Consider the following 23724-nt stretch of genomic DNA (forward strand, 5'->3'; position numbering starts at 1 on the left):
GTCACGCCCTCTGGCTGGACACCGACAACACTTCGCCGGTCATGTAGGAGCTGTAGTCACTGGCCAGGAACATCATCACGTTGGCCACTTCCCAGACTTCGGCGGCGCGGCCGAACGCTTCGTTGGCGGCCAGTTGATCGAGCACCGCCTGGGGCGCGGATTTGCGCAGGAAATCGTGCAGGGCAATGCTCGGGCTGACCGCGTTGATGCGGATGCCGTAGTCGGCGGCCTCGACCGCTGCGCAGCGGGTCAGCGCCATCACGCCAGCTTTGGCGGCGGCGTAGTGCGACTGTTCTTTCTGCGCGCGCCAGCCCAGCACCGAGGCGTTGTTGACGATCACCCCGGCACGCCGCTCCATCATTTTCGGCAGCATGGCGCGAGTCATGCGCATGGTGCCGGTGAGCGTTACATCCAACACCCGGTTCCATTCTTCGTCGCCCATCTCCACCAGCAGGCGCGAGCCGCCGAGGCCGGCGTTGTTGATCAGCACGTCGACGCCTTGCAGATCACGCTCGGCGCAGGCGATCAGCTGTTGCACCTGAGCTTCGTCGGCGACGTTGCAGACCTGGCCGAAGACCTGCTGCAGCCCGGTGGTTTCGCGGATCTTCAGCACCGCTTCGGTCAACCGGCCTTCATGGATATCGCTGATCATCAACGCACGGCAGCCTTCTTCGGCGGCACGCACGGCGGCGGAAAAACCGATCCCGGCACCGGCGGCGGCGGTGATCAGTACCGACTTGCCGCGCAGCAAACCGCGCCCTTCAACATATTGAGGTACAGACATGAACTCTCTCCTTTCAGGCGCGCGGACGCGGCTCTTTGGGCATGCCCAAGGCACGCTCGGCGATGATGTTGCGCTGGATTTCGTTGCTGCCGCCGTAGAGGGTGTCGGCGCGGCTGAACAGATACAGCGACTGCAATCGGGTCAACTGGTAAGGCGCGGCTTCGAGCAATTCCGCCTCGGCACCGAGGACGTCCATCGCCAACTTGCCGAGGCTGGCGTGCCAGGTCGACCAGAACAGCTTGTAGATGGTCGCCTCTTTGCGCAGCGAACCGTCCTGACTACCCGAGAGCATGCGCAGCGAGTTGTAGCGCATGATCCGCAACCCGCTCCAGGCTTCGGCCAGGCGCTGACGCAGGATCGGGTCGCGGTCGGCGCCATTGGACTTGGCGATGGCGATGATTTCGTTGAGCTCGTTCTGGAACTGCATCTGCTGGCCAAGGGTCGAGACACCACGCTCAAAGCCCAGCAGCGCCATGGCGATCTTCCAGCCTTCGCCCGGTGCGCCGATGATGTTGGCGGCGTCGGTGCGAGCATCGTCGAAGAACACTTCGTTGAATTCCGAGGTGCCGGTCAGTTGCTCGATCGGTCGTACGGTGATTTCCGTCTGGGCCATCGGCACCAGCAGGAACGACAGGCCGCGATGGCCGATGCTGCCCGGTTCGGTGCGGGCGATGACAAAGCACCAATCCGATTCATGGGCCAGGGACGTCCAGACTTTTTGCCCGTTGATCAGCCATTGGCCGGTCGCTTCATCCAGCGTGGCGCGGGTCTTGACGTTGGCCAGATCGGATCCGGCGCCCGGCTCTGAATAGCCCTGGCACCAGAACGACGTACCGCTGACGATCCCCGGCAAGAAGCGCTGTTGCTGTTCGACCGTGCCAAAGGCGGCAACGGTCGGCCCGGCCAGGCCTTCGCCGATATGGCCCATGCGGCCGGGGCCGCCGGCGCGGGCGTACTCTTCGTTAAAGATCACCTGCTGGGTGATCGACAGGCCGCGCCCGCCGTGCTCCGGCGCCCAGCCGACGCAGGTCCAGCCGCCCTCGGCGAGTTTGCGCTCCCAGGCTTTGCGTTCTTCGGGAAACATGTGCTCGTCGCCCGGACCGCCGCGAAAACGCAGGGCTTCGAACTTGCCGCAGAGGTTGGCGCTCATCCAGTCGGCAACTTCCCGACGGAAGCGTTCGTCCTGCTCGCTGAAACTGATTTTCATGGCTGCTCTCCCAGAATCACCGAAGCAATGCGCTCGCGATGCCAGGCCGGTAGCCCGAGGAAACTCTCGCTGGCGCGGGCGCGCTTGAAGTAGAGGTGCGGGTCGTATTCCCAGGTGAAACCGACTCCGCCATGCAACTGGATCGATTCGCACGCGCAATGGAAATAGGTTTCAGAGCACTGCGCCTTGGCCAGCGCCGCCGCCAGCGGCAGTTCGGCCGCAACCTGCGGATCCCCCTGCGGGTCGAGGACTTCCTGGGCCACGCACGCGGCGTAATAGCTGGCCGAACGGGCGCATTCGACTTGCAGCATCATGTCGGCGGCGCGGTGCTTGAGGGCCTGGAAACTGGCAATCGGGCGACCGAACTGCTGGCGTTCCTGCATGTAGGCCACGCTGAGGTCGAGCACCTGCTGCGCGCCGCCGGTCTGCTCGGCGGCCAGGCCGATGCAGGCCAGTTGCAGGACTCGCTCAAGGTGCGGCCAGCCGTTACCGAACTCACCCAGCAACGCATCAGTTTCAAGGTACAGGCCCTTGAGCTGGATCCGCGCCTGACGCCGGGTCTGGTCCATGGTCGGCAGCATCTGTCGTTCGATGCCTGCGTTCATGGCGTTCACGGCAAACAGGCTGATGCCCTTTTCGCCAGTGGTTCCGGGGTGTCGTGCAGCAATGATCAACAGGTCGGCGCCATGGCCGTCGAGCACATGCTTGAGGGTGCCGTCGAGGACGAACCCGTCGCCTTCGGCCACCACGGTTGCCTGAACATCGTCGGCGGACCAGCCATTGGCACTGCTGAACGCCAGGGTCGCGGTCGCGCTGCCATCGGCAATCGACGGCAACCAGCGCAGCTTCTGTTCATCATTGGCGGCCAGCAACAGCGCGGGCGTGGCCATGCAGGCGGTGGCGAAGAACGGCGAGCACAACAAGCGCCGGCCCATCTGTTCCAGCAGGATTGCCAGCTCGACAAAGCCGAGACCGAGGCCGCCGTAGGTTTCGGGGATGTGAATCGCTGGCCAGTACATTTCCTGGCACAGACGCTGCCAGAGGGCTTCATCAAAACCCCGTTCACTGACCATTGCCGCGCGCACCGCGGCAGAATCCGAAACATCGGCGAGGAAGCCCTCGGCCGATGCGCGGATCATTTCCTGTTCGTCGCTGAATGCAAACTCCATCGCGGCGCCTTCTGCTCGTTTGGCGGGGCGCGCGTGACGCAACACCCCTTTGAGCATGAAGTTTGGCGCCGGCCGGACGCGGCAGAATCGTTAGCCCTGCCTAGTCCGAACGGGTGATGTGCTGGCGTGTGTGTTCGGCCGGGAAGCCGATCAGCGGCAGTCTCCGCCCATGCGCACCAGCAGCGCTGAACGGTCCGGTTTCAGGTACGGGTTGATTTCACCGACCTGGCACGACGCCAGGTTCTGCAGTTCCGGCGCGAGGGGTTCTTGCACAAACAGCAGCCCGGCCGGACGCGACTCGGACTGCAACTGCGCCACTGTCAGCGGCGCCACCGGCCGGCCCATGTAATAGACCAGACGGATATCCGGCTCACCGAGGGTATAGGCCTTCTGCCCCGGCTGCCCGTCGGCCAGCGTGGCCACCTGCTCAAGACCGCCAACCCGGTGCGACAGTACCCGCGCTTCGACGAACATGTAGAACACCACGAACCCGGCCAGCATCACGTAGGGCACAACGGCCAGGACCGTGCGCCAGCGCCCCTTCAGGTCCTCGAGCAGCGCCGACCAGTGCATCGCCAGCAGCAATGCCATCGACGGATAAACCGGCAACAGGTACTTGCCATGCTTTTCGGTGAACAGAGAAAACACCAGCAGCGGCAACAAAGTGCAGCACAGCAGCATGCCCGCCTCGCGGCGCGAGCGGATCATTGCCCAGAACTTGCGCGGCTGCACGAATGCGATCAGCCAGAACGGGAAGAAATCGCCGGCCAGGTACAACAGGTACGCATACCAGGCCTCGGCACCCTGCCCATCGATCTTCTTCACGATGTCTTCGCTGATGATCGAAGCCCAGATGCCCCAGCCCTGACTCACAGACACCGCCACGTACCAGGAACTGCCCAGCACCACGGCAATCAGCCAGCCCCTACCGTCGCACAGATAAGCCTTGGCCCGGGCATCGCGGTAGATCAAGGCATAGGCCAGGATCGGCGCCGTCACCCACAACAGGCAAACCGGCCCTTTGGTCAGCAGTGCACAACCCAGCAACACGTAGCTCAGCCGACTCCACAAGGCCCGACCCTGCTGGAAAATGAACTGCCAGGCCGCCAGCAGCGCACCGAAGCACAGCAGGGTCAACAGCATCTCGATTTCCGAGCGCCGTGCGAACAGGCTGAAGGCACCGTTCGCGGCCAGGAACACCACGGCGAACAGACCGACCTGTCGCCCCGCCTGCCGAACGCCGTACAGATAAGTGCCAACACAGCACAAGGCGGCGGCCAACGCCGAAGGCAGGCGCACGCTCCACTCGGACAAGCTGCCCAGCACCGCCGTTGAAACCAGGCCGGCCCAATAGAAAAACGGCGGCTTGGACAAGTACAAGTCGCCGTTCATATAAGGCAGCAGCCAGCTGCCTGCCTCGCGCATTTCGCGCACGGTGACGGCGCGGCGGGCCTCGTTGACACTGAGGAACGGCACGCTGCCCAGTCCCCAGAAAAACAGCAACGCAATCGCGATAGTCACGAGCAACGTAATATTTCGGGTCGATAACGATCCGCGCATGACCTACTCCTTTAGGTGTTTGCTTTTTTTGATCAATTGCAGGTTGCGAAAGTAGACGATGGAGCCAAAGGCCTGGCCGGCGATGAACACCGGGTCTTCACGGTAAATGGCATAGGCGAGCAGCAAGCTGCTGCCGACGATGCTCAGGTACCAGAAGCTCACCGGGATCACACTGCGTTTCTTGTACTCGCTGTACAGCCACTGCAAGACGAAACGCCCGGTAAAGGCGATCTGGCCGGCAAAACCGACGATCAGCCACAAGGCTTCGCGGGAGAGATTCATCCTTCRATCTCCTGGGCAATGGTGTTCAGCCGCGTGCGCTTGATCAGCCACCAGACWCCRAACAAATCGAGAATGCCSACCAGSGCGCGGTCGATGTTGCCGTATTTCGACACCCCGGCCGTGCGCGGCCGGTGRTTGACCGGGTGCACGATCATGCGCCCGTTATGCCGCTGGATCAGCGCCGGAATATAGCGATGCATGTGGTCGAAGTACGGCAGGCGCAAGAAYGCCGCGCGCTCGATCAGCTTCAGGCCGCAACCGGTGTCCGGGGTGGCGTCCTTGAGCAGGCGGCGGCGCAGGTTGTTGGCGAAMCGCGAGGCGTAGCGYTTGCTCGCSGTRTCACGGCGATTGACCCGATGCCCGGCGACCAGTTGCACGTCAACCTGACCCGGTTCGCCGCGCACCAGCGCCAGCATGCCGGGGATGTCCGCCGGGTCGTTCTGSCCGTCGCCATCGAGGGTCGCCAGCCAYTGCCCGCGGGCCTCCCGCGCGGCGTGGTACAGCGAAGTGCTCTGCCCCAGCGACCGTTCGTGATGCAGGATGCGCAAGGTGTTCAAGCCGTCGTGGCGGATCTGCCGCARYTCMTGCAGGGTCGAATCGGTGCTGCCATCGTCGACGACGATGATTTCGTAAGACTCAGCGGCCAATGCGACGCGGATTTCCTCAAGCAATGGCTTGAGGTTGTTCGCTTCGTTCTTGGCGGGGATCAGTACGGATACAAAAATGTCTTGGCTCATCGGGTCTCTCTCGCCCTTTTTGATTTTTCGAGATCAGAGGCGAACGCTTCAAATTTGATAAAACTGTCGATACCACTTCACAAACTCGCCGACGCCGGTTTCGAGCGTCACCTGCGGGCTGAAGCCCACCCACTCGGCCAGTGCCGAGACATCGGCCCAGGTCTTGACCACATCACCGGCCTGCATCGGCATGTAGTTGCGCCGGGCCTGCAGGCCCAGGGCGGACTCCAGGCAGTCGACGAAATCCAGCAACGCCACCGGCATGCCACGCCCGATGTTGAAGAGCCGGTTTACCCCGGTGGCAGAGCCTTCCGGCACCGGAGGCCTTGGGCGTAGTCGGGCGATACCTTCGACAATGTCGTCGACGTAGGTAAAGTCGCGCGACATCTGCCCCTGGTTGTAAATGTCGATGGGCAGGTCTTTGAGGATCGCGTCGGTAAACTTGAACAGCGCCATGTCCGGGCGACCCCATGGACCGTAGACGGTAAAAAAGCGCAGGCCACTGGCTTTCAAACCATACAAATGGCAGTAACTTTCGGCCAGCAGCTCATTGGCGCGCTTGCTGGCAGCGTACAGCGAAACGGGATGTTCGACAGGGTCCTCGACGCTGAACGGCATCTTGCTGTTGGTGCCGTACACCGAACTGCTCGAGGCGTAGATCAGATGCTCGGGGCGATGGTGCCGACAGGCTTCCAGCACATTGAGGAAACCCACCAGGTTCGATTGCCCATAGACATCCGGGTTGTCCAGCGAGTAGCGCACTCCGGCCTGAGCGGCCAGGTGCACCACCTCGGTAAAACGGTGTTCTTGAAACAGACTCATCAGGGCCGGTTTATCGACGATGTCCATTTTCCGGAAGCGAAAGCCCGGCAACGTCTCCAACACCTTGAGGCGTGCATGCTTGAGTTCCACGTCGTAGTAGTCGTTGAGGTTGTCGATCCCGACAACGTCCTGACCCTCGCGGCACAAGCGCTGAACCGTATGAAAACCGATGAAACCGGCTGCACCGGTAACCAGAACGGTCATTGGACGCACGCCTGCGACTGCGCCGCGATCGACGCGAGATTACTGATCCAGACCCTCGTGGGCTTCATGTGTAGCTCCTGCTTATGGCGTCATTCGCGCACGGTTTCGTTGTGAAGCTTATAAAACAGAAACATTTCAGTTTCGATAACCCCGTGCGCAACCTCAGCAAAAAAACCATATTTGGCCGAAACAGCCGCTACTATTTGGCCGAATCGTCATGTGGTTTATAAAACCGGAACAAGCCGATATCCACGGTCTTGATGTATTGCGTGGCCCAATCCGGCTTGACGGTACGATCATGGAAATACAGGGCACCCTGGGTGCGGTCCGGCAGTTCCTTGTTCAGGGCCTTGCGCGCGATTTCCTTGGCCATCGCATAAGGCACCTCTTCCTGGACCGAATCGGACTTGCCGTCACACCACCAGGAAAACTGGCAACTCTTGGTCTCCGAACCCTGTTTCACCACTTTACACACCGTGTCCGGAAAGCCCTCGTGGCCCAGGCGATTCATGACCACGTTGGCCACCGCCTCCATGTCGGCGGAGTCCCTGCCCCTGGCTTCCCAGTAAATGGAGCGGGCCAGGCACGTGATCGCGTCGTCCAGCGGCGCGACACCCGCCGGGTCAACGGCCTGGACTTCGGACGGGGTAATCGCTTCAGCCTTGGGTGCCGGTGCGGAGCTTTTATTCTCGGCGGCTTTCTGTTCCAGCACCTCGGCCTTGTTCTCGGCCGCTTGCTGTTTCTGCTCTTGATCCGTAGCGGACACCGGGCCGGCAAGCAACGTGAGGGTGAGGCAGCTGGCGATCCAGTCGAAACGCATGATCGGTGTCACTCGGTGAGCGATGCGATTCAGTGTAGTAGTGAAATGATTTCACCCGCCCCACTACACTCTGGATAATTCCGTTGTCTTAGACGGGGCAACTTCGCGCATCATGGGTGCCATCTGCTCAAGGGGGATTTTCATGGGTTTCATCTCATCCGCACTGCGTTTGGCCGGTTTGTCTCTGGGCCTGGTATTCGCCGCTAACGCTATCGCGGCGGACGAAGCGCAATTGGTCGAATCGATCAACGTCTACCGTAGCCAACTGCAACGCTGTGCCGGCCAGGTCTCAGCGGAGCTGCCGCCGCTGTCGGCAGACCCGCGCCTGGTGCTGACCGCCCCGAGCATTGGCAATCTACAGCAGGCCATGGCCACTGCGGGTTATCCGATGAAGAACGTGCAGGCCATCAGCCTGTCCGGGCCGCGCGATGCGGCGTCGGCGATGAAGGCGATTCAGGAGAGCTTTTGCCAGATCGTCCTCGACCCGCAGTTCGTCGATGTCGGCGTCAGCCGCCAGGACAATCAGTGGCGCATCGTCGTGGCGCGGCCACTGCTGAGTTCACACCTGGGCGACTGGCAGACCGAGGGCCAGAAGCTGCTCATCGAACTCAACGCCGCACGGACCAAGCCGCGTCAATGCGGCAACCAGTCTTTCAATGCCACTGCGCCGCTGGCCTGGAACGCCACGCTGGCCACTGCCGCCGAAGGCAACTCGCGCTCCATGGCCAACAACAACTATTTCGACCACAAGGACCGCGATGGCCGCACCCCGGGCGACCGCGCGGAACTGGCCGGCTACGACTTCCAGCAGATCGGCGAAAACATCGCCGCCGGGCAAGACAGCGTACGCAAGGTGGTCGAAGGCTGGCTGACCAGCCCCGGCCACTGCGCCAACCTGATGAACCCGCAGTTCCGTGAACTGGGCGCGGCGTATGCGACCGACCCGAAGAGCGATGCGGGGATTTACTGGACGGCGGTGTTTGGGGCGCAGTGAGTGCCCTAGCCCCCGAAGCGATTGCGTCGGGGGTTCTTTGTGGTCAACGAACACTTCGAAGTGCGAAGTAACTTTACAAAAAGAAAGATCCTTCTGAAGGAAATTTCTGAAATATGAAAAACCACACATGAAGTCTTGAAATTTCAAAGCTCAATAAATATACCTACCCCTTACGACACCATTTCGAATAACAATTTCGACTTCAAAGCAAGGGTCCTATGAAAAACGCAATATCACCTACAAGAAATGAAAACTTTTCTGACTGGTATCAACAAGTGATTATCCAGTCAGAAATGGCTGAGAACTCTCCAGTTCGAGGCTGCATGGTAATCCGTCCTTGGGGGTATGGCATATGGGAGCAGATTCAACGAGAACTTGATAAGAAAATCAAAGACACAGGGCATTCAAACGCATATTTTCCACTTTTGATTCCGTTATCCTTTCTTCAAAAAGAAGCAGAGCATGTTGAAGGCTTTGCCAAAGAGTGCGCGGTTGTAACCCATCATCGTCTCGAAAAATCAACGGATGGAGCGCTTACTCCCGCAGGAACACTAGAAGAACCGTTGATCATCAGGCCCACCAGTGAAACGGTCATCGGTGCATCCTTTTCACGATGGGTACAAAGTTATCGGGATCTGCCTCTACTTATCAATCAATGGGCGAACGTACTGCGCTGGGAAATGCGTCCTCGGATTTTCCTGCGCTCATCGGAGTTCCTATGGCAGGAAGGTCACACCGTTCACGCAACTCATGATGAGGCCTTGGACGAAACGCTAAAGATGCTGGATATCTATGAGCGCTTTACTACCGAGCACCTGGCCATACCAGTAATCAAGGGCGAAAAGTGCTCCTGGGAACGTTTTCCGGGCGCCGTCAGCACCTACACCATTGAAGCGATGATGCAAGACGGCAAGGCCCTGCAAGCAGGTACTTCTCATTTTTTAGGCCAGAACTTCGCACAAAGTTCAGACATCCGCTTCGTGAACAAAGAAGGGATAAAAGAACTGGCATGGACCACGTCTTGGGGGGTATCCACGCGATTGATCGGCGCGATGATAATGGCCCATGGTGACGATGACGGGCTAGTACTCCCGCCCCTCGTGGCACCGACGCAGGTCGTTATTATCCCGATCGTGCGCAACGAACAGAATGCAGATGCCATTCATGACTACTGCAAAAAACTGCAAAAGCAGATTTGCCGGAAAAAACTGAAGGGGCAAAACCTTCGGGCCAGTGTTGATTGGCGGGACATGAACAGTGGCGAAAAAAAGTGGTACCACATCAAGCGTGGCGTCCCTGTCCGGATCGAGATTGGCATAAAGGAACTGGAGCAAAATGTGGTGTCCTATTCCTGTCGAAACAACTGCAAAAACCTTCTGAAACTTGACACTGAAGATTTCGTTAATAACATCTCGAAAACACTGGCCACCCTTCAAAAAGACATGTTAGAGGCGGCACAGAAGAAATTGTCCGACAACACCACAACGATCACTACTCTGGACGAATTCAAAAAACGCTTCAAACAGAACGCAAAACTTAGCGCCTTTGTTCTCGCCCCCTTCAGCGAAGACAAAAAAGTTGAAAAAGCCATCGGAGAGCTTGGAGTAACTGTTCGCTGTATTCCGCTAAAACAACCTGGAATCTCCGCAACCTGTTTATTCACCGGCCGAAAAACGAACACGTGGGCACTTTATGCAAAGTCATATTGATCCCTGATCACCTACAGCCCCGCTATTGCGGCAATGCTGTTCATTTAAGAAGTATAGAGAGAGCAATAAGTAACCTGTGGCGAGGGAGCTTACTCCCGTTGGGCTGCGAAGCGGCCCCAAAAGAGGGCCTGCTGCGCAGTCCAGCGGGAGCAAGCTCCCTCGCCACAAGTCATTTGTCACAACTGCCATTTCGGTTTTCTGGCAGTACGCATCAGTGGCTACTCATCCCGGCCGCATGCATCAACATCCGCAACGCCCCTGCCAACACACCCAACGCAACCACACTGCCCAGCCAGATCACCACCAGCCATCCCAGGCGCTTGTACCAGCGCGCGGGTGCGGTTTGATTCCTATCAATGGTAGCCATCGCCAATCCTCACTTTGCCGCGGAACACGTAGTAGCTCCAGACCGTGTACATCAGGATGATCGGCAGGATGAACAGCGCGCCGATCAGGATGAACAACTGGCTGGTCGGCGGTGACGCCGCTGCCCACAGGCTGATCGACGGCGGCACGATGTTCGGCCAGATGCTGAACGCCAGGCCGATGTAACCGAGGAACACCAGCATCAGGGTGAAGGCGAACGGCCAATGGGTGTGGCGTTGGCGCAGGGTCCTGAGCAAGCCGAACATCGCCAGCAAGGCCAGCACCGCCAAGCCACCGAACACCGCCAGGTGCGCATGGGCAAACCAGCGCGTGGCGATTTCCGGATGCAGGATTGGCGTCCACACGCAGATCACGCCGATCACCGCCAACAGCAGCCAGGCCAGGGGCCGGGTGAACAGGCGCATCCGCGATTCGAGCATGCCTTCGGTCTTGACCAGCAACCAGGTGCTGCCGAGCAGCGCATAGGCGACGATCAGGCCGACACCGCAGAACAACGGAAAGGGTGCCAGCCAGTCCAGCGAACCACCGGCGAACTGGCGGTCGACCACCGGAATGCCGGCAATGTAAGTACCGATCACCACGCCCTGGGAGAAGGTCGCCAGCAGCGAACCGCCGATGAACGCCATGTCCCAGACATGACGCTTTTCAGGGCTGGCCTTGAAACGAAACTCGAACGCCACACCGCGAAAGATCAAGCCGCACAGCATCAGGATCAGCGGCAGGTACAACGCTTCGAGAATCACCGAATAGGCCAGCGGGAATGCTCCATACAGCGCCGCGCCGCCCAGCACCAGCCAGGTCTCGTTACCGTCCCAGACCGGTGCCACGGTGTTCATCATCACATCGCGCTCCTTCGCATCCGGGATCAGCGGAAACAGGATGCCCAACCCCAGGTCGAAGCCGTCCATGATCACGTACATCATCACGCCGAAGGCGATGATCACGCCCCAGATCAACGATAAATCGATACCTTGAATACCCATGACTCAACTCCCTTCCTTCATTTGACGCGGGCGTCGGTTTCGAGGATTTCAGCGTCGGCGGACAGCGGCCGGCGCGGTGTGATGACCTGATCGGAATGCCCCGCAGGCGGATGCTCGTGATGGGGTTTCGGCCCTTTAGCCACCAGTTTCATCATGTAGCCGATGCCCACCGTGAACACCGAGAAGTAGATCACCACGAACAGCGCCAGCGAGATGCTCAACTGCGCGACGCTGTGATTCGATGCCGCATTTGCCGTCCGCTGCAGGCCATACACCGCCCACGGCTGGCGCCCGACTTCGGTGGTGATCCAGCCGGCGAGCATGGCGATCAGGCCGCTTGGGCCCATCCACAGCATCAGGCGCAGGAACCAGCGATTGCGGTAAATGGCGCCGCTGCGGCGCAGGGCCAGGCCAAGCACACCGGCCAGCACCATCAACATGCCCAGCCCGGCCATGACACGGAAACTCCAGAAGATGATCGTCGCGTTGGGGCGGTCCTCTTTCGGGAAGCTCTTGAGCGCCGGGATCTGCTTGTCGAGGCTGTGGGTCAGGATCAGGCTGCCCAGGTAGGGAATTTCGATTGCATATCTGGTCTTCTCGGCCTGCATGTCGGGGATACCGAACAGCACCAGCGGCGTCGCTTCGCTCCCGTTGTTTTCCCAGTGCCCTTCGATGGCAGCGATCTTCGCCGGTTGATGCTCCAGGGTGTTCAAGCCGTGGGCGTCACCGACCACCGCCTGAATCGGGCTAACGACCAAGGCCATCCACAACGCCATCGACAGCATCTTGCGCACTTGCCGGGTGTCGTTGCCGCGCAGCAGATGCCACGCCGCCGACGAGCCGACAAAGAACGCCGTGGCCACGAACGCGGCAATCGCCATGTGCGCCAGGCGGTACGGGAACGACGGGTTGAACACGATGGCCAGCCAGTCCAGCGGCATCACCCGACCGTCGACGATCTCGAAGCCCTGGGGCGTTTGCATCCAGCTGTTGGACGCAAGAATCCAGAAGGTCGAAATCAGCGTGCCGATGGCGACCATGACCGTCGAGAAGAAGTGCAGGCCGCGCCCTACCCGGTTCCAGCCGAACAGCATGACCCCGAGGAAACCGGCCTCGAGGAAGAACGCCGTGAGCACTTCATAGGTCAGCAAGGGCCCGGTGATGCTGCCGGCGAAATCGGAGAAGCGGCTCCAGTTGGTGCCGAACTCGTAGGCCATGACCAGCCCCGAGACCACGCCCATGCCGAAGTTGACGGCGAAGATCTTCGACCAGAAATGGTAGAGATCGCGGTAGGTGTCGTTGTGGGTCTTCAGCCAAAGCCCTTCGAGCACCGCCAGGAAACTGGCCAGCCCGATGGTGATGGCGGGAAAGATGATGTGGAACGAAACCGTGAACGCGAATTGCATGCGCGCCAGGTCCAGTGCCTCCAGGTTAAACATGTCGATATCCTCATCGCGGCTGAAAAACGGCGGCACACGGCCGGGCCACCGTCAGGCCGGGGGGCCTGCAGCCAACACAAGTCGAAAGGGTTACGTGAGCGGCATCGGGCCGCCCCCGGTGTCAGGCGGCGGAAGTCGAGATCAGGTTGCTGGCCTTCGCCTGTTCCAGCCGGATGGCGACGAACTTGGAAGTCGGGGTGAAGGTGCGGTCACCGTAACTTTCCAGCGGCACCAGCGGGTTGGTCTCGGGGTAGTACGCCGCCGCCTGACCGGCCGGAATGTCGTAGGCGATCAGGGTGAAACCGCTGACCCGTCGCTCGCGCTCGTCGTCCCACAGCGCCACCAGATCAACCTTCTGCCCCGGTTCGAAACCCAGCCGGCGAATGTCCTGCGCGTTGGCGAACACCACGTCGCGCATGCCGTAGACCCCGCGATAGCGATCGTCCAAACCGTACAGCGTGGTGTTGTACTGATCGTGGGAACGCATGGTCTGCAGAATCAGGTGCGGCTTGACCGCCAGGTTGCGCACGCCCTCGCTGATCAGGTGCTCCGGCAACACGCTCGGGGTGAACTGAGCCTTGCCGCTGGCGGTTTTCCAGATGCGCTTGGCCGCGTCGTTGGGCATGTGGAAACCGCCCGGATGCAGCAAGCGCCGGTTGAAGTCTTCGAAGCCGGGAATGGTGTCGGCAATCATGTTGCGGATGCGGCCGTAATCGCCGATGGCCCAGTTCCAGTCGATCGGGTGCTTGCCCAGGGTCGCGGTGGCGATGCCGGCAATGATCGCAGGCTCCGAGCGCAGGTGTTTCGACTTCGGTTTCAGTTGGCCGTGGGAGATGTGGATCATGCTGAAGGTGTCTTCCACGGTGACGCCTTGCGGTCCTTCGGCCTGGATGTCGATGTCGGTGCGGCCCAGGCACGGCAGGATCAGCGCTTCACGACCGGTGACCAGATGGCTGCGGTTGAGCTTGGTGGCGATGTGCACGGTGAGGTCGCATTTGCGCAACGCAGCGTGGGTGCGCGGCGTGTCGGGGGTGGCCTGGGCAAAGTTGCCGCCCAGGGCGATAAACACCTTCGAACGCCCCTGCTCCATCGCGCCAATCGCCATCACAGTGTTGTGACCATGCTCACGCGGCGGCTTGAAGGAGAAGCGTTTTTCCAGGGCATCGAGCAAATCCGCAGGCGCCAGTTCGTTGATGCCCATGGTGCGGTCGCCCTGCACGTTACTGTGACCGCGAACCGGTGACAGACCCGCGCCCGGACGGCCGACATTGCCGCGCAGCAGCATCAGGTTGATGACTTCCTGCAGCGTCGGCACCGAGTGCGTGTGTTGGGTCAGGCCCATCGCCCAGCACATGATCACCCGCTTGGACCGGGCGTACATGCGGGCAGCGAGTTCGATGTCCGCCAGGGGCATGCCTGACTGCTGCTCGATGTGCTCCCAACTGGTGGCGTCGACTTCCCCAAGGTAGGCGCCCATTCCCGAGGTGTGTTCAGCGATGAACTCATGGTCGAACACCGGTTCGCCGCCGGTGGCCTGTGCTTCGCGCTCCCATTGCAGCAGGAACTTGACCATGCCACGCATGACCGCCATGTCACCGCCAAGTGCCGGGCGGAAGTACGCGGTGTTGGTCGGCTCGGAGCCGTTCAGCAACATTTCGATCGGGTGCTGCGGGTGCTGGAAGCGCTCCAGTCCGCGCTCCTTGAGTGGGTTGATGCAGATCACCTGTGCACCGCGCTTGACCGCTTCGCGCAACGGTTCGAGCATCCGTGGGTGGTTGGTGCCGGGGTTCTGGCCGATGACGAAAATCGCATCGGCATGCTCCAGGTCGTCAAACACCACGGTGCCTTTGCCCACGCCGAGGCTTTCGATCATGCTCACCGCGCTGGCTTCGTGGCACATGTTCGAGCAGTCCGGAAAGTTGTTGGTACCGTAGGCCCGGACGAACAACTGATAGAGAAAGGCTGCCTCATTGCTGGCCCGGCCCGAGGTGTAGAACTCGGCCTGATCCGGCGATTCCAGCGCATTGAGGTGCCGGGCGATCGTCGCGAACGCTTCGTCCCAGGTGGTTTCCACGTAACGGTCGGTGGCCGCGTCATAGCGCATCGGGTGGGTCAGACGGCCCTGATACTCCAGCCAGTAATCGCTCTGCTCGGCCAGCGCCGAGACGCTGTATTTGTTGAAGAAGGCCGGGTCGACCAAACGGCCCGTGGCTTCCCAGTTAACCGCCTTGGCGCCGTTTTCGCAGAACTTGACCATGCCGTTTTCCGGCGACTCGCCCCAGGCACAACCGGGGCAGTCGAACCCGCCGTTCTGGTTGGTCTTGAGCATGGCGCGAATGTTCTTCAGCGCGTTTTCACTGCCCAGCCAGTTTTTGGTAACAGCGATCAGCGCCCCCCAACCAGCGGCGGCACCTTTGTAGAGTTTATAGCGGTCGACTTGAGACATGGTACTTCTCCGTGACAATGCACACAGGCTTCGACCTGATTCAGGTCATTGTTCGATTTGCGGAGAAAGCATATGAATGGCGTTTAAATATTGTCTAATCGCTATTTATGACCACATTATCGAGATGCTCTATCACGGATTTTTATCCTTGTTTTTCAACTACTTAAAATAATATAAAGTCCTTTTAACGACGAAATAAAGTTGATCATCGACCCGGTCGATCACCCGGTCATTAATAGTGATTGGACGAATCCTTAAGTTGCTCTTAGCCTGCGCTCAACAAGTCCGAAAACAACCTGATTCATACCTGTAGGAGCGAGCCCGCTCGCGATGGACTCAAGGGCACCGCGTTCAACCAGAAAGCGCGCGTAATCGTTAACGACCATCGCGAGCAGGCTCGCTCCTACAGTTTTTCGGATACTCATTCAATGCATGCGGTGCCAGGAGAGAAAATCATGTCAGAACGAGTCTTGATCGATGGCTTCTCCCGGCGCGTGGACTATCTGCGGATGTCGGTCACCGACCGCTGCGATTTCCGTTGCGTGTATTGCATGGCCGAGGACATGCAGTTTCTGCCGCGCCAACGGGTGCTGACCCTGGAAGAGATTTATCAACTGGCACAAAGCTTCGTGGCGCTGGGCACCCGCAAGATCCGCCTGACCGGGGGCGAGCCGCTGATCCGTCCCGGCGTGGTGCAGTTGTGCGAGAAGATCGCCGCCCTGCCCGACCTGCGTGAACTGTGCATGACCACCAACGGTTCGCAGCTGGCCAAACTGGCCGAGCCGTTGTTCGACGCCGGGGTCAAGCGCCTCAACATCAGCCTCGATTGCCTGGACCCGCAACGTTTTCGCGAACTGACCCGCACCGGTGATCTGGCGCAGGTGATCAAGGGCATCGACGCCGCCAACCACGCGGGATTTCGCAATACCAAGCTCAATTGCGTGGTGATGAAGGGCCGCAACGACCATGAGATCAATGATCTGGTGAGCTTCGCCATCGACCGCAACCTCGACATTTCCTTCATCGAGGAAATGCCGCTGGGTACCATCCATGAGCACAGCCGCGCCGAATCGTTTTTCTCCAGTGCCCAGGTCCGCGAACGCATCGCCGAACGCTACACTTTGATTGATTCCGCCGAGTCGACCCAAGGTCCGTCGCGCTACTGGCGCCTGGCCGAGGCGCCGCAGATTCGCCTGGGGTTCATCTCCCCCCACAGCCACAACTTTTGCGGCACCTGCAATCGGGTGCGGCTGACCGTGGAAGGACGTCTGCTGCTGTGCCTGGGCAATGAGCACTCAGTGGATCTCAAGGCTGTTTTGCGCAGCCACCCCGGACAGCCCGAGCGCCTGGAAAAAGCCATTATCGAGGCGATGAAACTCAAGCCTTATCGACACAACTTCGAAGTGAACGACGATGTCCAGGTCATTCGCTTCATGAACATGACGGGCGGCTGAAACCCATGATCGTGAGACCCAAACCCAACCTGATCGGCGTGCTGACATCCCTCAAGGGTTCGATTGCCAAGCGCATTGCCTGGCGCAGCCTGATGGTGACGTTGCTCGCCTCGGCCATCGTGCTCATTGAAACCTTGCATCCCAGTTACTTTTCCAAGGTCAGCGCCACGCCCTTCACGCTGCTGGGCTTGTCGTTGTCGATCTTCATGAGCTTTCGCAACAACGCCTGCTATGACCGCTGGTATGAAGCGCGCAAGGCGTGGGGCGATGTGATCGTGGAAGTCCGCTCGATGATTCGTGAAACCCTGGCCATCAAGGACACGGATGAGCGACACACGGTCCTCAGCAACCTGTGCGGCTTCGCCCATGCCCTCAACGCGCGGCTGCGCCAGGAAAACGAACTGGCCGCCAGTGGCGACTGGCTGCAGCCGATGCCCAGGGGCAACACCACGGACGTCAGCGGGCAGATACTGATGCAGGTCGGTCAACAGTGCTCGGCACTCAACGAGTCCGGGGCGATCAACGACTGGCGCTACACGCTCATGGCCAACCACCTGGCCGGCCTGACCCACGCGCAGGCGGTCTGTGAACGGATCAAGAACACTCCACTGCCGTTTCCCTACACCCTGTTGCTGCACCGCACCATCTACCTGTTCTGCATCCTCCTGCCGTTCGCCATGGCCGAACCCCTGGGCTGGCTGACACCGATTTTCACCGCGATTGTCAGCTACACCTTTTTCGGCCTGGATGCGATTGCCGACGAACTGGAAGACCCCTTCGGCCGCGATGAAAACGACCTGCCCACCGACGCCATCGTGCGCAACATCGAGCGTGATGTACTGGCGGCCCTGGGTGTGACGGAATTGCCGCCACAACTGGAACCGGTGGATTTTGTGTTGAACTGATACTCAAGAAACACACAAATTCTGTGGGAGCGAGCTTGCTCGCGATAGCGGTCTGCCTGCCAACATCTCTATTGGATTTGCCGGCCTCATCGCGAGCAAGCCCGCTCCCACAGTTTGTTTGCGGAATTCAGAACAGCTCGCTGAAGGGTATGAACCGTGCCGTGTCGCCCACTTCCAGTGTGCAGCCTTCCGGTATTTCCAGCAGCCCGTCGGCCCAGGACGCGCCCAACAAAACGCCTGAACTCTGGTTCGGATACAGCACCGCGCGACCGGCTTCGAGTTTCGCCCGCAGGTACTCGCGGCGGCTTCCGGGTTTGGGCCAGGCAAAGCCGACACTCACCGGGAAGCTCAAAGGCTCGACGTCTTCGACGCCCTGAATCCGCAACAGATAAACCCGAGCCAACAGACCGAAAGTGACCAACGCCGATGTCGGATTGCCCGGCAGGCCAATTACCGGCACACGGCCGAAGTGGCCCACGGTCAATGGCTTGCCGGGTTTGATCGAGAGTTTCCACAGCAATGGCTTGCCGCACTCGCGCAGTACCTGGCCAAGGCAGTCGGCGTCACCGGCAGACACGCCGCCCGTGCTGAGCATCAGGTCCGCCCTGTGTTGCAGCTGTTCGAGCTTGAGCCGCGTCTGCCGTGGCTCGTCGGGGAGAATGCCGGCCTCGATGACCTCGCAACCCAACGCACTCAACCAATGGCTCAACAAGGTGCGGTTGCTGTTGTAGATGCAGCCGGGTTTGAGTGGCGTGCCCGGATCGACCAGTTCATCGCCGGTGGACAGCAATGCCACCCGTGGTCGCCGCACCACCTGCACATGGGTGCAGCCCTGCGCCGCCGCGACTGCCAATTCGAACGGACCGAGGCGCTTGCCGGCGCGCAGCAATACATCGCCGGCGCGGTTCTCTTGCCCTTGCGGGCGGATGTTGCTGCCGGCGCTCAGAGGCTGCTTGAAGCGGATACGTCCGTCCTCCAGCACCTCGGTGTTCTCCTGCATCTCCACGCTGTTGGCACCCGGCGGAACAGGCGCACCGGTGAAGATGCGCGCGCAGGTTCCCGGTGCCAGAGTTTCGGGGGCGTGACCGGCAAATACCTGCTGCGACACGGTCAGCGGTGCCCCGTCCCAACCGTCGACATTCAGGGCATACCCGTCCATGGCGCTGTTGGGCCATGGCGGCAGATCGAGGGTCGCCACCAGATCATTGGCCAACACCCGTTGCCTGGCGGCACTTAGCGGCACCGCTTCGCTTTCCTCAATCGACTGTGCCTCGGCCATTGTCAGCAAACGGCCGATGGCATCTTCCACCGGCATCAAGGGTGAATGACTCATCCCCGCGTCCCGCAGGCTTGCACAGGCTTGAGGTGCGGTACGAAATTGCACGGCCGGTGGCGGGCGTCGAGTTGCTCGGCGAGGATGCCTTCCCACGCAGTGCGGCAGGCGCCCGTGGAGCCCGGCAGGCAGCAGACCAGCGTGCCATTGGCCAGTCCGGCCAGGGCCCGGCTCTGCACCGTGGAGGTGCCGATGTCGAGGATCGAAATCGCCCGGAACAGCTCACCGAAGCCATCGATCTGTTTATCCAGCAAACAGGCCACGGCCTCGGGTGTGCTGTCGCGGCCGGTGAACCCGGTGCCGCCCGTGATCAGCACCACCTGGATGCCGTCGTCGGCAATCCAGTTCGCCACCTGCGCGCGGATCTTGTACAGGTCATCCTTGAGCAGGTTGCGCTCGCTGAGGGTGTGGCCGGCTTCCAGCAAGCGACTGACGAGCAGTTGACCGGAGGTGTCATTGGCATATTCACGGGTATCGCTGACGGTCAGCACGGCAATATTCAGGGGTATAAACAATGCATCCGGTTTGACGCTCATGGGGTTCTCCGGCAGGTATTAGCTAAATAGCTGAATTAAACAACTTCCGGAGACTAATTCGATAAATCAAGCCCTGTCTAATCACTCTAACCAACCAGACTATCGAGCCAATCTATCAATATAAAAAGACCAGGAAAAACATCAATGATAGAGCCCATCGATAACCCCTTAGATAGCAGTGATTGGACGCACGCCGAAGACAATGAGATCGTCTCGGCTCACGTTTTCTGCCTTACCTTGTGTCTTGCGCACCTGAGTCAATACTTAACCCCTCACTCCCCCGCCAGCAGGTGCCGTCATGGACATCAAACAACTCAAGTTCCTGATCGCCCTGGAGCAGACCCGCCACTTCGGCCAGGCTGCCGCGCGCTGCCACATCACCCAGCCCACGCTGTCGATGCGCCTGCGCAATCTTGAGGATGAACTGGACCTGGTGTTGGTCACCCGGGGCCAGCGCTTCGAGGGTTTTACCGAGGCCGGCGAGCGTGTACTGGCGTGGGCCAGGACCCTGCTGGCCGCCCACGACGGGCTCTTCGCCGAGGCTGCCGCGTGCCGGGGCCAACTCGTCGGCAACTTGCGCCTGGGGCTGGTGCCCCTCAGCAGCTTCAACCCGGTCACCTACATTCAGGGCCTGTCCCGCAGCTTTCCCGAGCTCAAGTACAGCCTGTCGTCCTTGAGTTCCGACCAGATCATCGAGGGCCTTGGCAACAATCAGCTGGACCTGGGCGTGTGCTACCTCGATCACGTCAACCCGAGCTATTTCGAGTTTTTCGAGATCGGCGAGACCCGCGTCGGCCTGCTGTACGACACCCGCCACTTCCATTTCGACGGCACGCAAATGAGCTGGGAGGACGCCGCCGAACTGCCGCTGGGGATGCTCAGCAACGGCATGCACTACCGCAAATCCATCGACCTGAGCTTTCGCAGCCGCGGACTGGACCCGCAGCCGATCCTGGAAAGCGATTCGACCTACCAGTTGCTGCAGGCGATTCACGAGGGTTTCTGTTGCGCGATCATGCCGCTGGACAGTGGCCTGGAAGAGCCCATCGAACACCTGTCGTTCATCGAATTGCCGGATGCCAGCGTGCTCGCGCCCCTGGGCCTGGTGATGCGCAAGACCGAACCGCGCTCGGCGATTGCCGAGAAGTGTTTTGCCGAAGCGCGAACTTTGTTCAGCCGGACTAACTGATCAAGTTTCGGCTTTATATAAAACCGGACCAGATATGTTTGGCCAGCCTGATAGACATCACCAATCGGCACATCGGAACAAGCGATTGGACCCGTTAAAAAGTTACCCGTAGCCCGAACTTAATTAAGCGCTTCGAGATTTTTTTCATGTTGTGCCAAGTTGAACAAACCGATATTCGAAGCGACACTAACGCCCCCGCGCCCAAACCGCTGAGTGTGAACTTTCGCGAGTACGACAACGCTGCGTCAGTTTGTCAGGCGGCGCTGGGTCACCGTGGCGGCGTTGACCCTCTACGACATGTGCAAGGCAGTGGACCGAGGCATGGTCATCGATGACATCCGCCTGCTGAGCAAACAAGGTGGCCGCTCCGGCCATTTCAAGTTCGAGGACGCCCAATGATCCTGATCAATTACTTCGCCCGTTACCGCGAACAGCTCAACCTGGGCGGTGAAAAACTGCCCCTGACCGACAGCCTCAAGACCATCGAAGACGTGCGCCGCCTGCTGATGGCTCGCGGTGAGCTGTGGAGCCATGTGCTCGGTGAGAACAACCTCATGTGCGCGCTGAACCAGGAGCTGTGTCATCCGGACCGGGTGATCGAGGACTATGACGAGATCGCCTTTTTTCCACCGGTCACCGGGGGTTGAGGCATAAGACGTGGGGTCCGGCGCACGCTGGGTCGATGCCCGTGACAGCGACCGGTCAGCCGTCGAGCGCTGGGCAGAGGCGCAGCATCAAGCGACTATCCAACGCACTGCGGCATTGCATTGCTTCGGTTCAAGCGCGGGGTGATTGAGGTTTTGATCGGCTGCGGGTTGATCGGCCTTATCGTGCGCCTGATGTTCTGAATCAAACATTTACACGCGCCGCAATCCTCCCTAGTATCCAGCCGTCCCCCGAATGGCTTGTTCCACTCGCCACCGACGATTTCCGCCGCCGGAAACCTGCGCCATGCGTACTTTGCCGTCAGAACAGCAGCTGCTGAAACTCTCGAACCTGGCCACCTCGCTGCTGGCCGTGGACGGCATTGCATGAAGCGCATCGTCAACCTGCCCATGGCCCTGCGCCGCTCCAAACTGCGTCACTCCGCACGTCCGCCGGATAGCGCCCTGCTCGCCTGATCGGCGAGCCCCCCTCCTTCGCTATCCCTGCGTTTGCTCAGCGTATGCAATCCCTATGGGAGCGAGCCTGCTCGCGAWAGCGGAGTGTCATTCGACATCAACGGTGAATGACACTCCGCATTCGCGAGCAGGCTCGCTCCTACAAGTTGCGCACTTCGACTGACTGGCATTGGTTTCTCCCAATTCTGCCTGGACACCGACATGACTCAACGTTGCAATTCCTACTACACCGCCACCCTCGACCAGGACACCGATTACCCGACGCTGCAAGGCCGGCACCGGGTTGACGTGGTGATCATCGGCGGCGGATTCACCGGCGTGGCCACCGCCGTCGAGCTGGCCGAAAAAGGCCTGAAGGTCGCCATCGTCGAAAGCCACAAGATCGGGTGGGGCGCCACCGGGCGCAATGGCGGCCAGGTCACCGGCAGCCTGTCGGGCGACGAAGCCATGCGCAAACAGATGCGCCGCACCATCGGCGATGAAGTCGACGACTTCATCTGGAACCTGCGCTGGCGCGGACACCAGATCATCCGGCAGCGCGTGGAAAAATACGGCATCGCCTGCGACCTCAAGCACGGCCACCTGCACGCCGCGTACAAACCCGCGCACATGGACGGCTTGCGCAAGGATTACGACGAGGCGGTGCGCCGAGGCATGGGCGACGAAGTCAGCCTGCTCGACCGCAGCCAGGTGCGCGACCTGCTGCAAAGCGACCTCTACCACGGTGCGATCAAGAACACCCGCAACATGCACCTGCACCCGCTCAACCTGTGCATCGGCGAGGCCCGCGCAGCCGAGAGCCTCGGTGCATTGATCTTCGAGAACAGCGAAGTGCTGGAGATCATCCACGGCGATGGCCTTCACAAGAGCCCCGGCATACGCACCGCCCACGGGCAGATCGACGCCAATCAGGTGCTGCTGGCCGGCGACGTCTACCACAAGCTGGAACCGGGAAAACTCAAGGGCAAGATTTTCCCGGCCATGGGCGGCATCGTCACCACCGAGCCGCTGGGCGATCTGGCCAGACAGATCAACCCCGAAGACCTGGCGGTCTACGACTGCCGTTTCGTACTCGACTACTACCGCCTCACCGCCGACGGTCGCCTGTTGTTCGGTGGCGGCGCCAACTACAGCGGCAAGGATTCGCGCGACATCGCCGCCGAGCTGCGCCCGTGCATCGAGCAGACCTTCCCGGCGCTCAAAGGCGTGGCCATCGACTACCAGTGGAGCTGCGCGATGGGCATCGTGATCAACCGCATCCCGCAACTGGGCAAGCTCTCGGACAACGTCTGGTATTGCCAGGGCTACTCCGGCCATGGCATCGCCACCACCCACATCATGGGTGAAATCATGGGCCGGGCGATCACAGGGCAACTGGAGCAGTTCGACACCTTCGCCGCCTGCCAGCACATCCGCGTGCCCATGGGCGACTTGCTCGGCAACCCGATGCTCGCCGCGGGCATGTGGTACTACCAGATGCTTGAGCGATTGCGCTGAGGTTGTTGGTCAGCACATTCAGTATGGATGCTGCCTGGGCTGGCCCCATCGCGAGCAGGCTCGCTCCTACAAGGTTTGTTTGTCAGCCTCGATATTTGTGCTCGACAACGATCCCTGTAGGAGCGAGCCTGCTCGCGAAGAGGCCG

General features: G+C 60.3%; 21 protein-coding genes and 1 pseudogene. 8 read left to right on the plus strand and 14 right to left on the minus strand.

Annotated features, from left to right (window positions below; all coding sequences use genetic code 11):
• Nucleotide 1: 1 nt before the first annotated feature.
• The 8 genes from AC1DU9_RS16080 to AC1DU9_RS16115 form a co-directional block, all read right to left on the minus strand.
• Nucleotides 2-784, minus strand: a complete 783-nt coding sequence (locus AC1DU9_RS16080) for an SDR family oxidoreductase (protein ID WP_223462627.1) — start codon at nucleotides 782-784, stop codon at nucleotides 2-4.
• Nucleotides 785-797: 13 nt separating this feature from the next.
• Nucleotides 798-1991 carry an acyl-CoA dehydrogenase family protein gene (locus AC1DU9_RS16085; RefSeq protein ID WP_223462626.1) on the minus strand — a complete coding sequence of 398 codons (1194 nt, stop codon included), beginning with the start codon at nucleotides 1989-1991 and terminating at the stop codon, nucleotides 798-800.
• Complete coding sequence (locus AC1DU9_RS16090; protein WP_223462625.1) at nucleotides 1988-3160, minus strand: acyl-CoA dehydrogenase family protein; 1173 nt, start codon at nucleotides 3158-3160, stop codon at nucleotides 1988-1990. Before AC1DU9_RS16090 ends, AC1DU9_RS16085 begins: the two co-directional genes overlap by 4 nt.
• Nucleotides 3161-3310: 150 nt before the next feature.
• Complete coding sequence (locus tag AC1DU9_RS16095; RefSeq protein ID WP_223462624.1) at nucleotides 3311-4720, minus strand: ArnT family glycosyltransferase; 1410 nt, start codon at nucleotides 4718-4720, stop codon at nucleotides 3311-3313.
• A 3-nt stretch (nucleotides 4721-4723) separates the two neighbouring features.
• Nucleotides 4724-5002 (minus strand): lipid-A-disaccharide synthase N-terminal domain-containing protein, encoded by a 279-nt coding sequence (locus AC1DU9_RS16100; protein WP_477810467.1) that lies wholly within the window; start codon nucleotides 5000-5002, stop codon nucleotides 4724-4726.
• Nucleotides 4999-5739, minus strand: a complete 741-nt coding sequence (locus AC1DU9_RS16105) for a glycosyltransferase family 2 protein (RefSeq protein WP_477810468.1) — start codon at nucleotides 5737-5739, stop codon at nucleotides 4999-5001. Before AC1DU9_RS16105 ends, AC1DU9_RS16100 begins: the two co-directional genes overlap by 4 nt.
• A 48-nt stretch (nucleotides 5740-5787) precedes the next feature.
• Complete coding sequence (locus AC1DU9_RS16110) at nucleotides 5788-6765, minus strand: NAD-dependent epimerase (protein ID WP_223463784.1); 978 nt, start codon at nucleotides 6763-6765, stop codon at nucleotides 5788-5790.
• A 199-nt stretch (nucleotides 6766-6964) separates the two neighbouring features.
• Entirely contained in the window at nucleotides 6965-7585 is a 621-nt protein-coding gene (locus AC1DU9_RS16115) for a cell wall hydrolase (RefSeq protein WP_477810469.1), read from the minus strand.
• A 142-nt stretch (nucleotides 7586-7727) separates the two neighbouring features.
• On the opposite strand from AC1DU9_RS16115, the gene AC1DU9_RS16120 reads away from it, so the two are divergent.
• Together AC1DU9_RS16120 and proS are read left to right on the plus strand one after the other, a co-directional pair.
• Nucleotides 7728-8579 carry a CAP domain-containing protein gene (locus AC1DU9_RS16120; RefSeq protein WP_477810470.1) on the plus strand — a complete coding sequence of 284 codons (852 nt, stop codon included), beginning with the start codon at nucleotides 7728-7730 and terminating at the stop codon, nucleotides 8577-8579.
• Nucleotides 8580-8797: 218 nt separating this feature from the next.
• The gene (gene proS, locus AC1DU9_RS16125) at nucleotides 8798-10288 is read left to right on the plus strand and encodes a proline--tRNA ligase (RefSeq protein WP_223463781.1); all 1491 of its coding nucleotides are present in this window, start codon (nucleotides 8798-8800) and stop codon (nucleotides 10286-10288) included.
• A 211-nt stretch (nucleotides 10289-10499) separates the two neighbouring features.
• Here the strand turns inward: proS and AC1DU9_RS16130 are convergent, their stop codons facing one another.
• The 4 genes from AC1DU9_RS16130 to AC1DU9_RS16145 form a co-directional block, all read right to left on the minus strand.
• Complete coding sequence (locus AC1DU9_RS16130) at nucleotides 10500-10655, minus strand: DUF2474 domain-containing protein (RefSeq protein ID WP_223463780.1); 156 nt, start codon at nucleotides 10653-10655, stop codon at nucleotides 10500-10502.
• Nucleotides 10642-11658: a cytochrome d ubiquinol oxidase subunit II gene (gene cydB / locus AC1DU9_RS16135; RefSeq protein ID WP_223463779.1), complete on the minus strand. Its 1017-nt coding sequence runs from the start codon at nucleotides 11656-11658 to the stop codon at nucleotides 10642-10644. Before cydB ends, AC1DU9_RS16130 begins: the two co-directional genes overlap by 14 nt.
• 17 nt (nucleotides 11659-11675) lie before the next feature.
• Nucleotides 11676-13097, minus strand: coding sequence for a cytochrome ubiquinol oxidase subunit I (locus AC1DU9_RS16140; RefSeq protein WP_223463778.1), 1422 nt, complete (start codon nucleotides 13095-13097; stop codon nucleotides 11676-11678).
• A 121-nt stretch (nucleotides 13098-13218) separates the two neighbouring features.
• Complete coding sequence (locus tag AC1DU9_RS16145; RefSeq protein WP_457266235.1) at nucleotides 13219-15543, minus strand: FdhF/YdeP family oxidoreductase; 2325 nt, start codon at nucleotides 15541-15543, stop codon at nucleotides 13219-13221.
• Between the two features lie 455 nt (nucleotides 15544-15998).
• On the opposite strand from AC1DU9_RS16145, the gene moaA reads away from it, so the two are divergent.
• Entirely contained in the window at nucleotides 15999-16997 is a 999-nt protein-coding gene (gene moaA / locus AC1DU9_RS16150; protein WP_223463776.1) for a GTP 3',8-cyclase MoaA, read from the plus strand.
• 5 nt (nucleotides 16998-17002) lie between these two features.
• Nucleotides 17003-17902, plus strand: a complete 900-nt coding sequence (locus tag AC1DU9_RS16155) for a bestrophin family protein (protein WP_223463775.1) — start codon at nucleotides 17003-17005, stop codon at nucleotides 17900-17902.
• A 127-nt stretch (nucleotides 17903-18029) separates the two neighbouring features.
• Here the strand turns inward: AC1DU9_RS16155 and AC1DU9_RS16160 are convergent, their stop codons facing one another.
• Both AC1DU9_RS16160 and moaB read right to left on the minus strand, forming a co-directional pair.
• The gene (locus AC1DU9_RS16160; protein WP_223463774.1) at nucleotides 18030-19235 is read right to left on the minus strand and encodes a molybdopterin molybdotransferase MoeA; all 1206 of its coding nucleotides are present in this window, start codon (nucleotides 19233-19235) and stop codon (nucleotides 18030-18032) included.
• The gene (gene moaB, locus AC1DU9_RS16165) at nucleotides 19232-19771 is read right to left on the minus strand and encodes a molybdenum cofactor biosynthesis protein B (protein WP_007976036.1); all 540 of its coding nucleotides are present in this window, start codon (nucleotides 19769-19771) and stop codon (nucleotides 19232-19234) included. Before moaB ends, AC1DU9_RS16160 begins: the two co-directional genes overlap by 4 nt.
• Nucleotides 19772-20069: 298 nt before the next feature.
• Here moaB and AC1DU9_RS16170 point away from each other — a divergent pair, with 298 nt between their 5' ends.
• The 4 genes and pseudogenes from AC1DU9_RS16170 to AC1DU9_RS16185 all read left to right on the plus strand — a co-directional run bounded on the left by AC1DU9_RS16170 (nucleotide 20070) and on the right by AC1DU9_RS16185 (nucleotide 23578).
• On the plus strand, nucleotides 20070-20960 hold the full coding sequence (locus tag AC1DU9_RS16170) for a LysR family transcriptional regulator (RefSeq protein ID WP_104447491.1): 891 nt from the start codon (nucleotides 20070-20072) through the stop codon (nucleotides 20958-20960).
• Nucleotides 20961-21230: 270 nt separating this feature from the next.
• Nucleotides 21231-21359, plus strand: a pseudogene (locus AC1DU9_RS16175) (cyclic pyranopterin monophosphate synthase MoaC); the annotation flags it as partial.
• Complete coding sequence (gene moaD, locus AC1DU9_RS16180; protein ID WP_046044028.1) at nucleotides 21356-21607, plus strand: molybdopterin converting factor subunit 1; 252 nt, start codon at nucleotides 21356-21358, stop codon at nucleotides 21605-21607. The pseudogene AC1DU9_RS16175 and the gene moaD, both read left to right, overlap by 4 nt.
• A gap of 675 nt (nucleotides 21608-22282) precedes the next feature.
• A complete protein-coding gene (locus tag AC1DU9_RS16185) occupies nucleotides 22283-23578 on the plus strand; it encodes an NAD(P)/FAD-dependent oxidoreductase (RefSeq protein WP_223457649.1) in 1296 nt (431 codons plus the stop codon).
• Nucleotides 23579-23724: the final 146 nt, after the last annotated feature.

It is taken from the genome of Pseudomonas sp. P4_C1 (assembly GCF_056402155.1).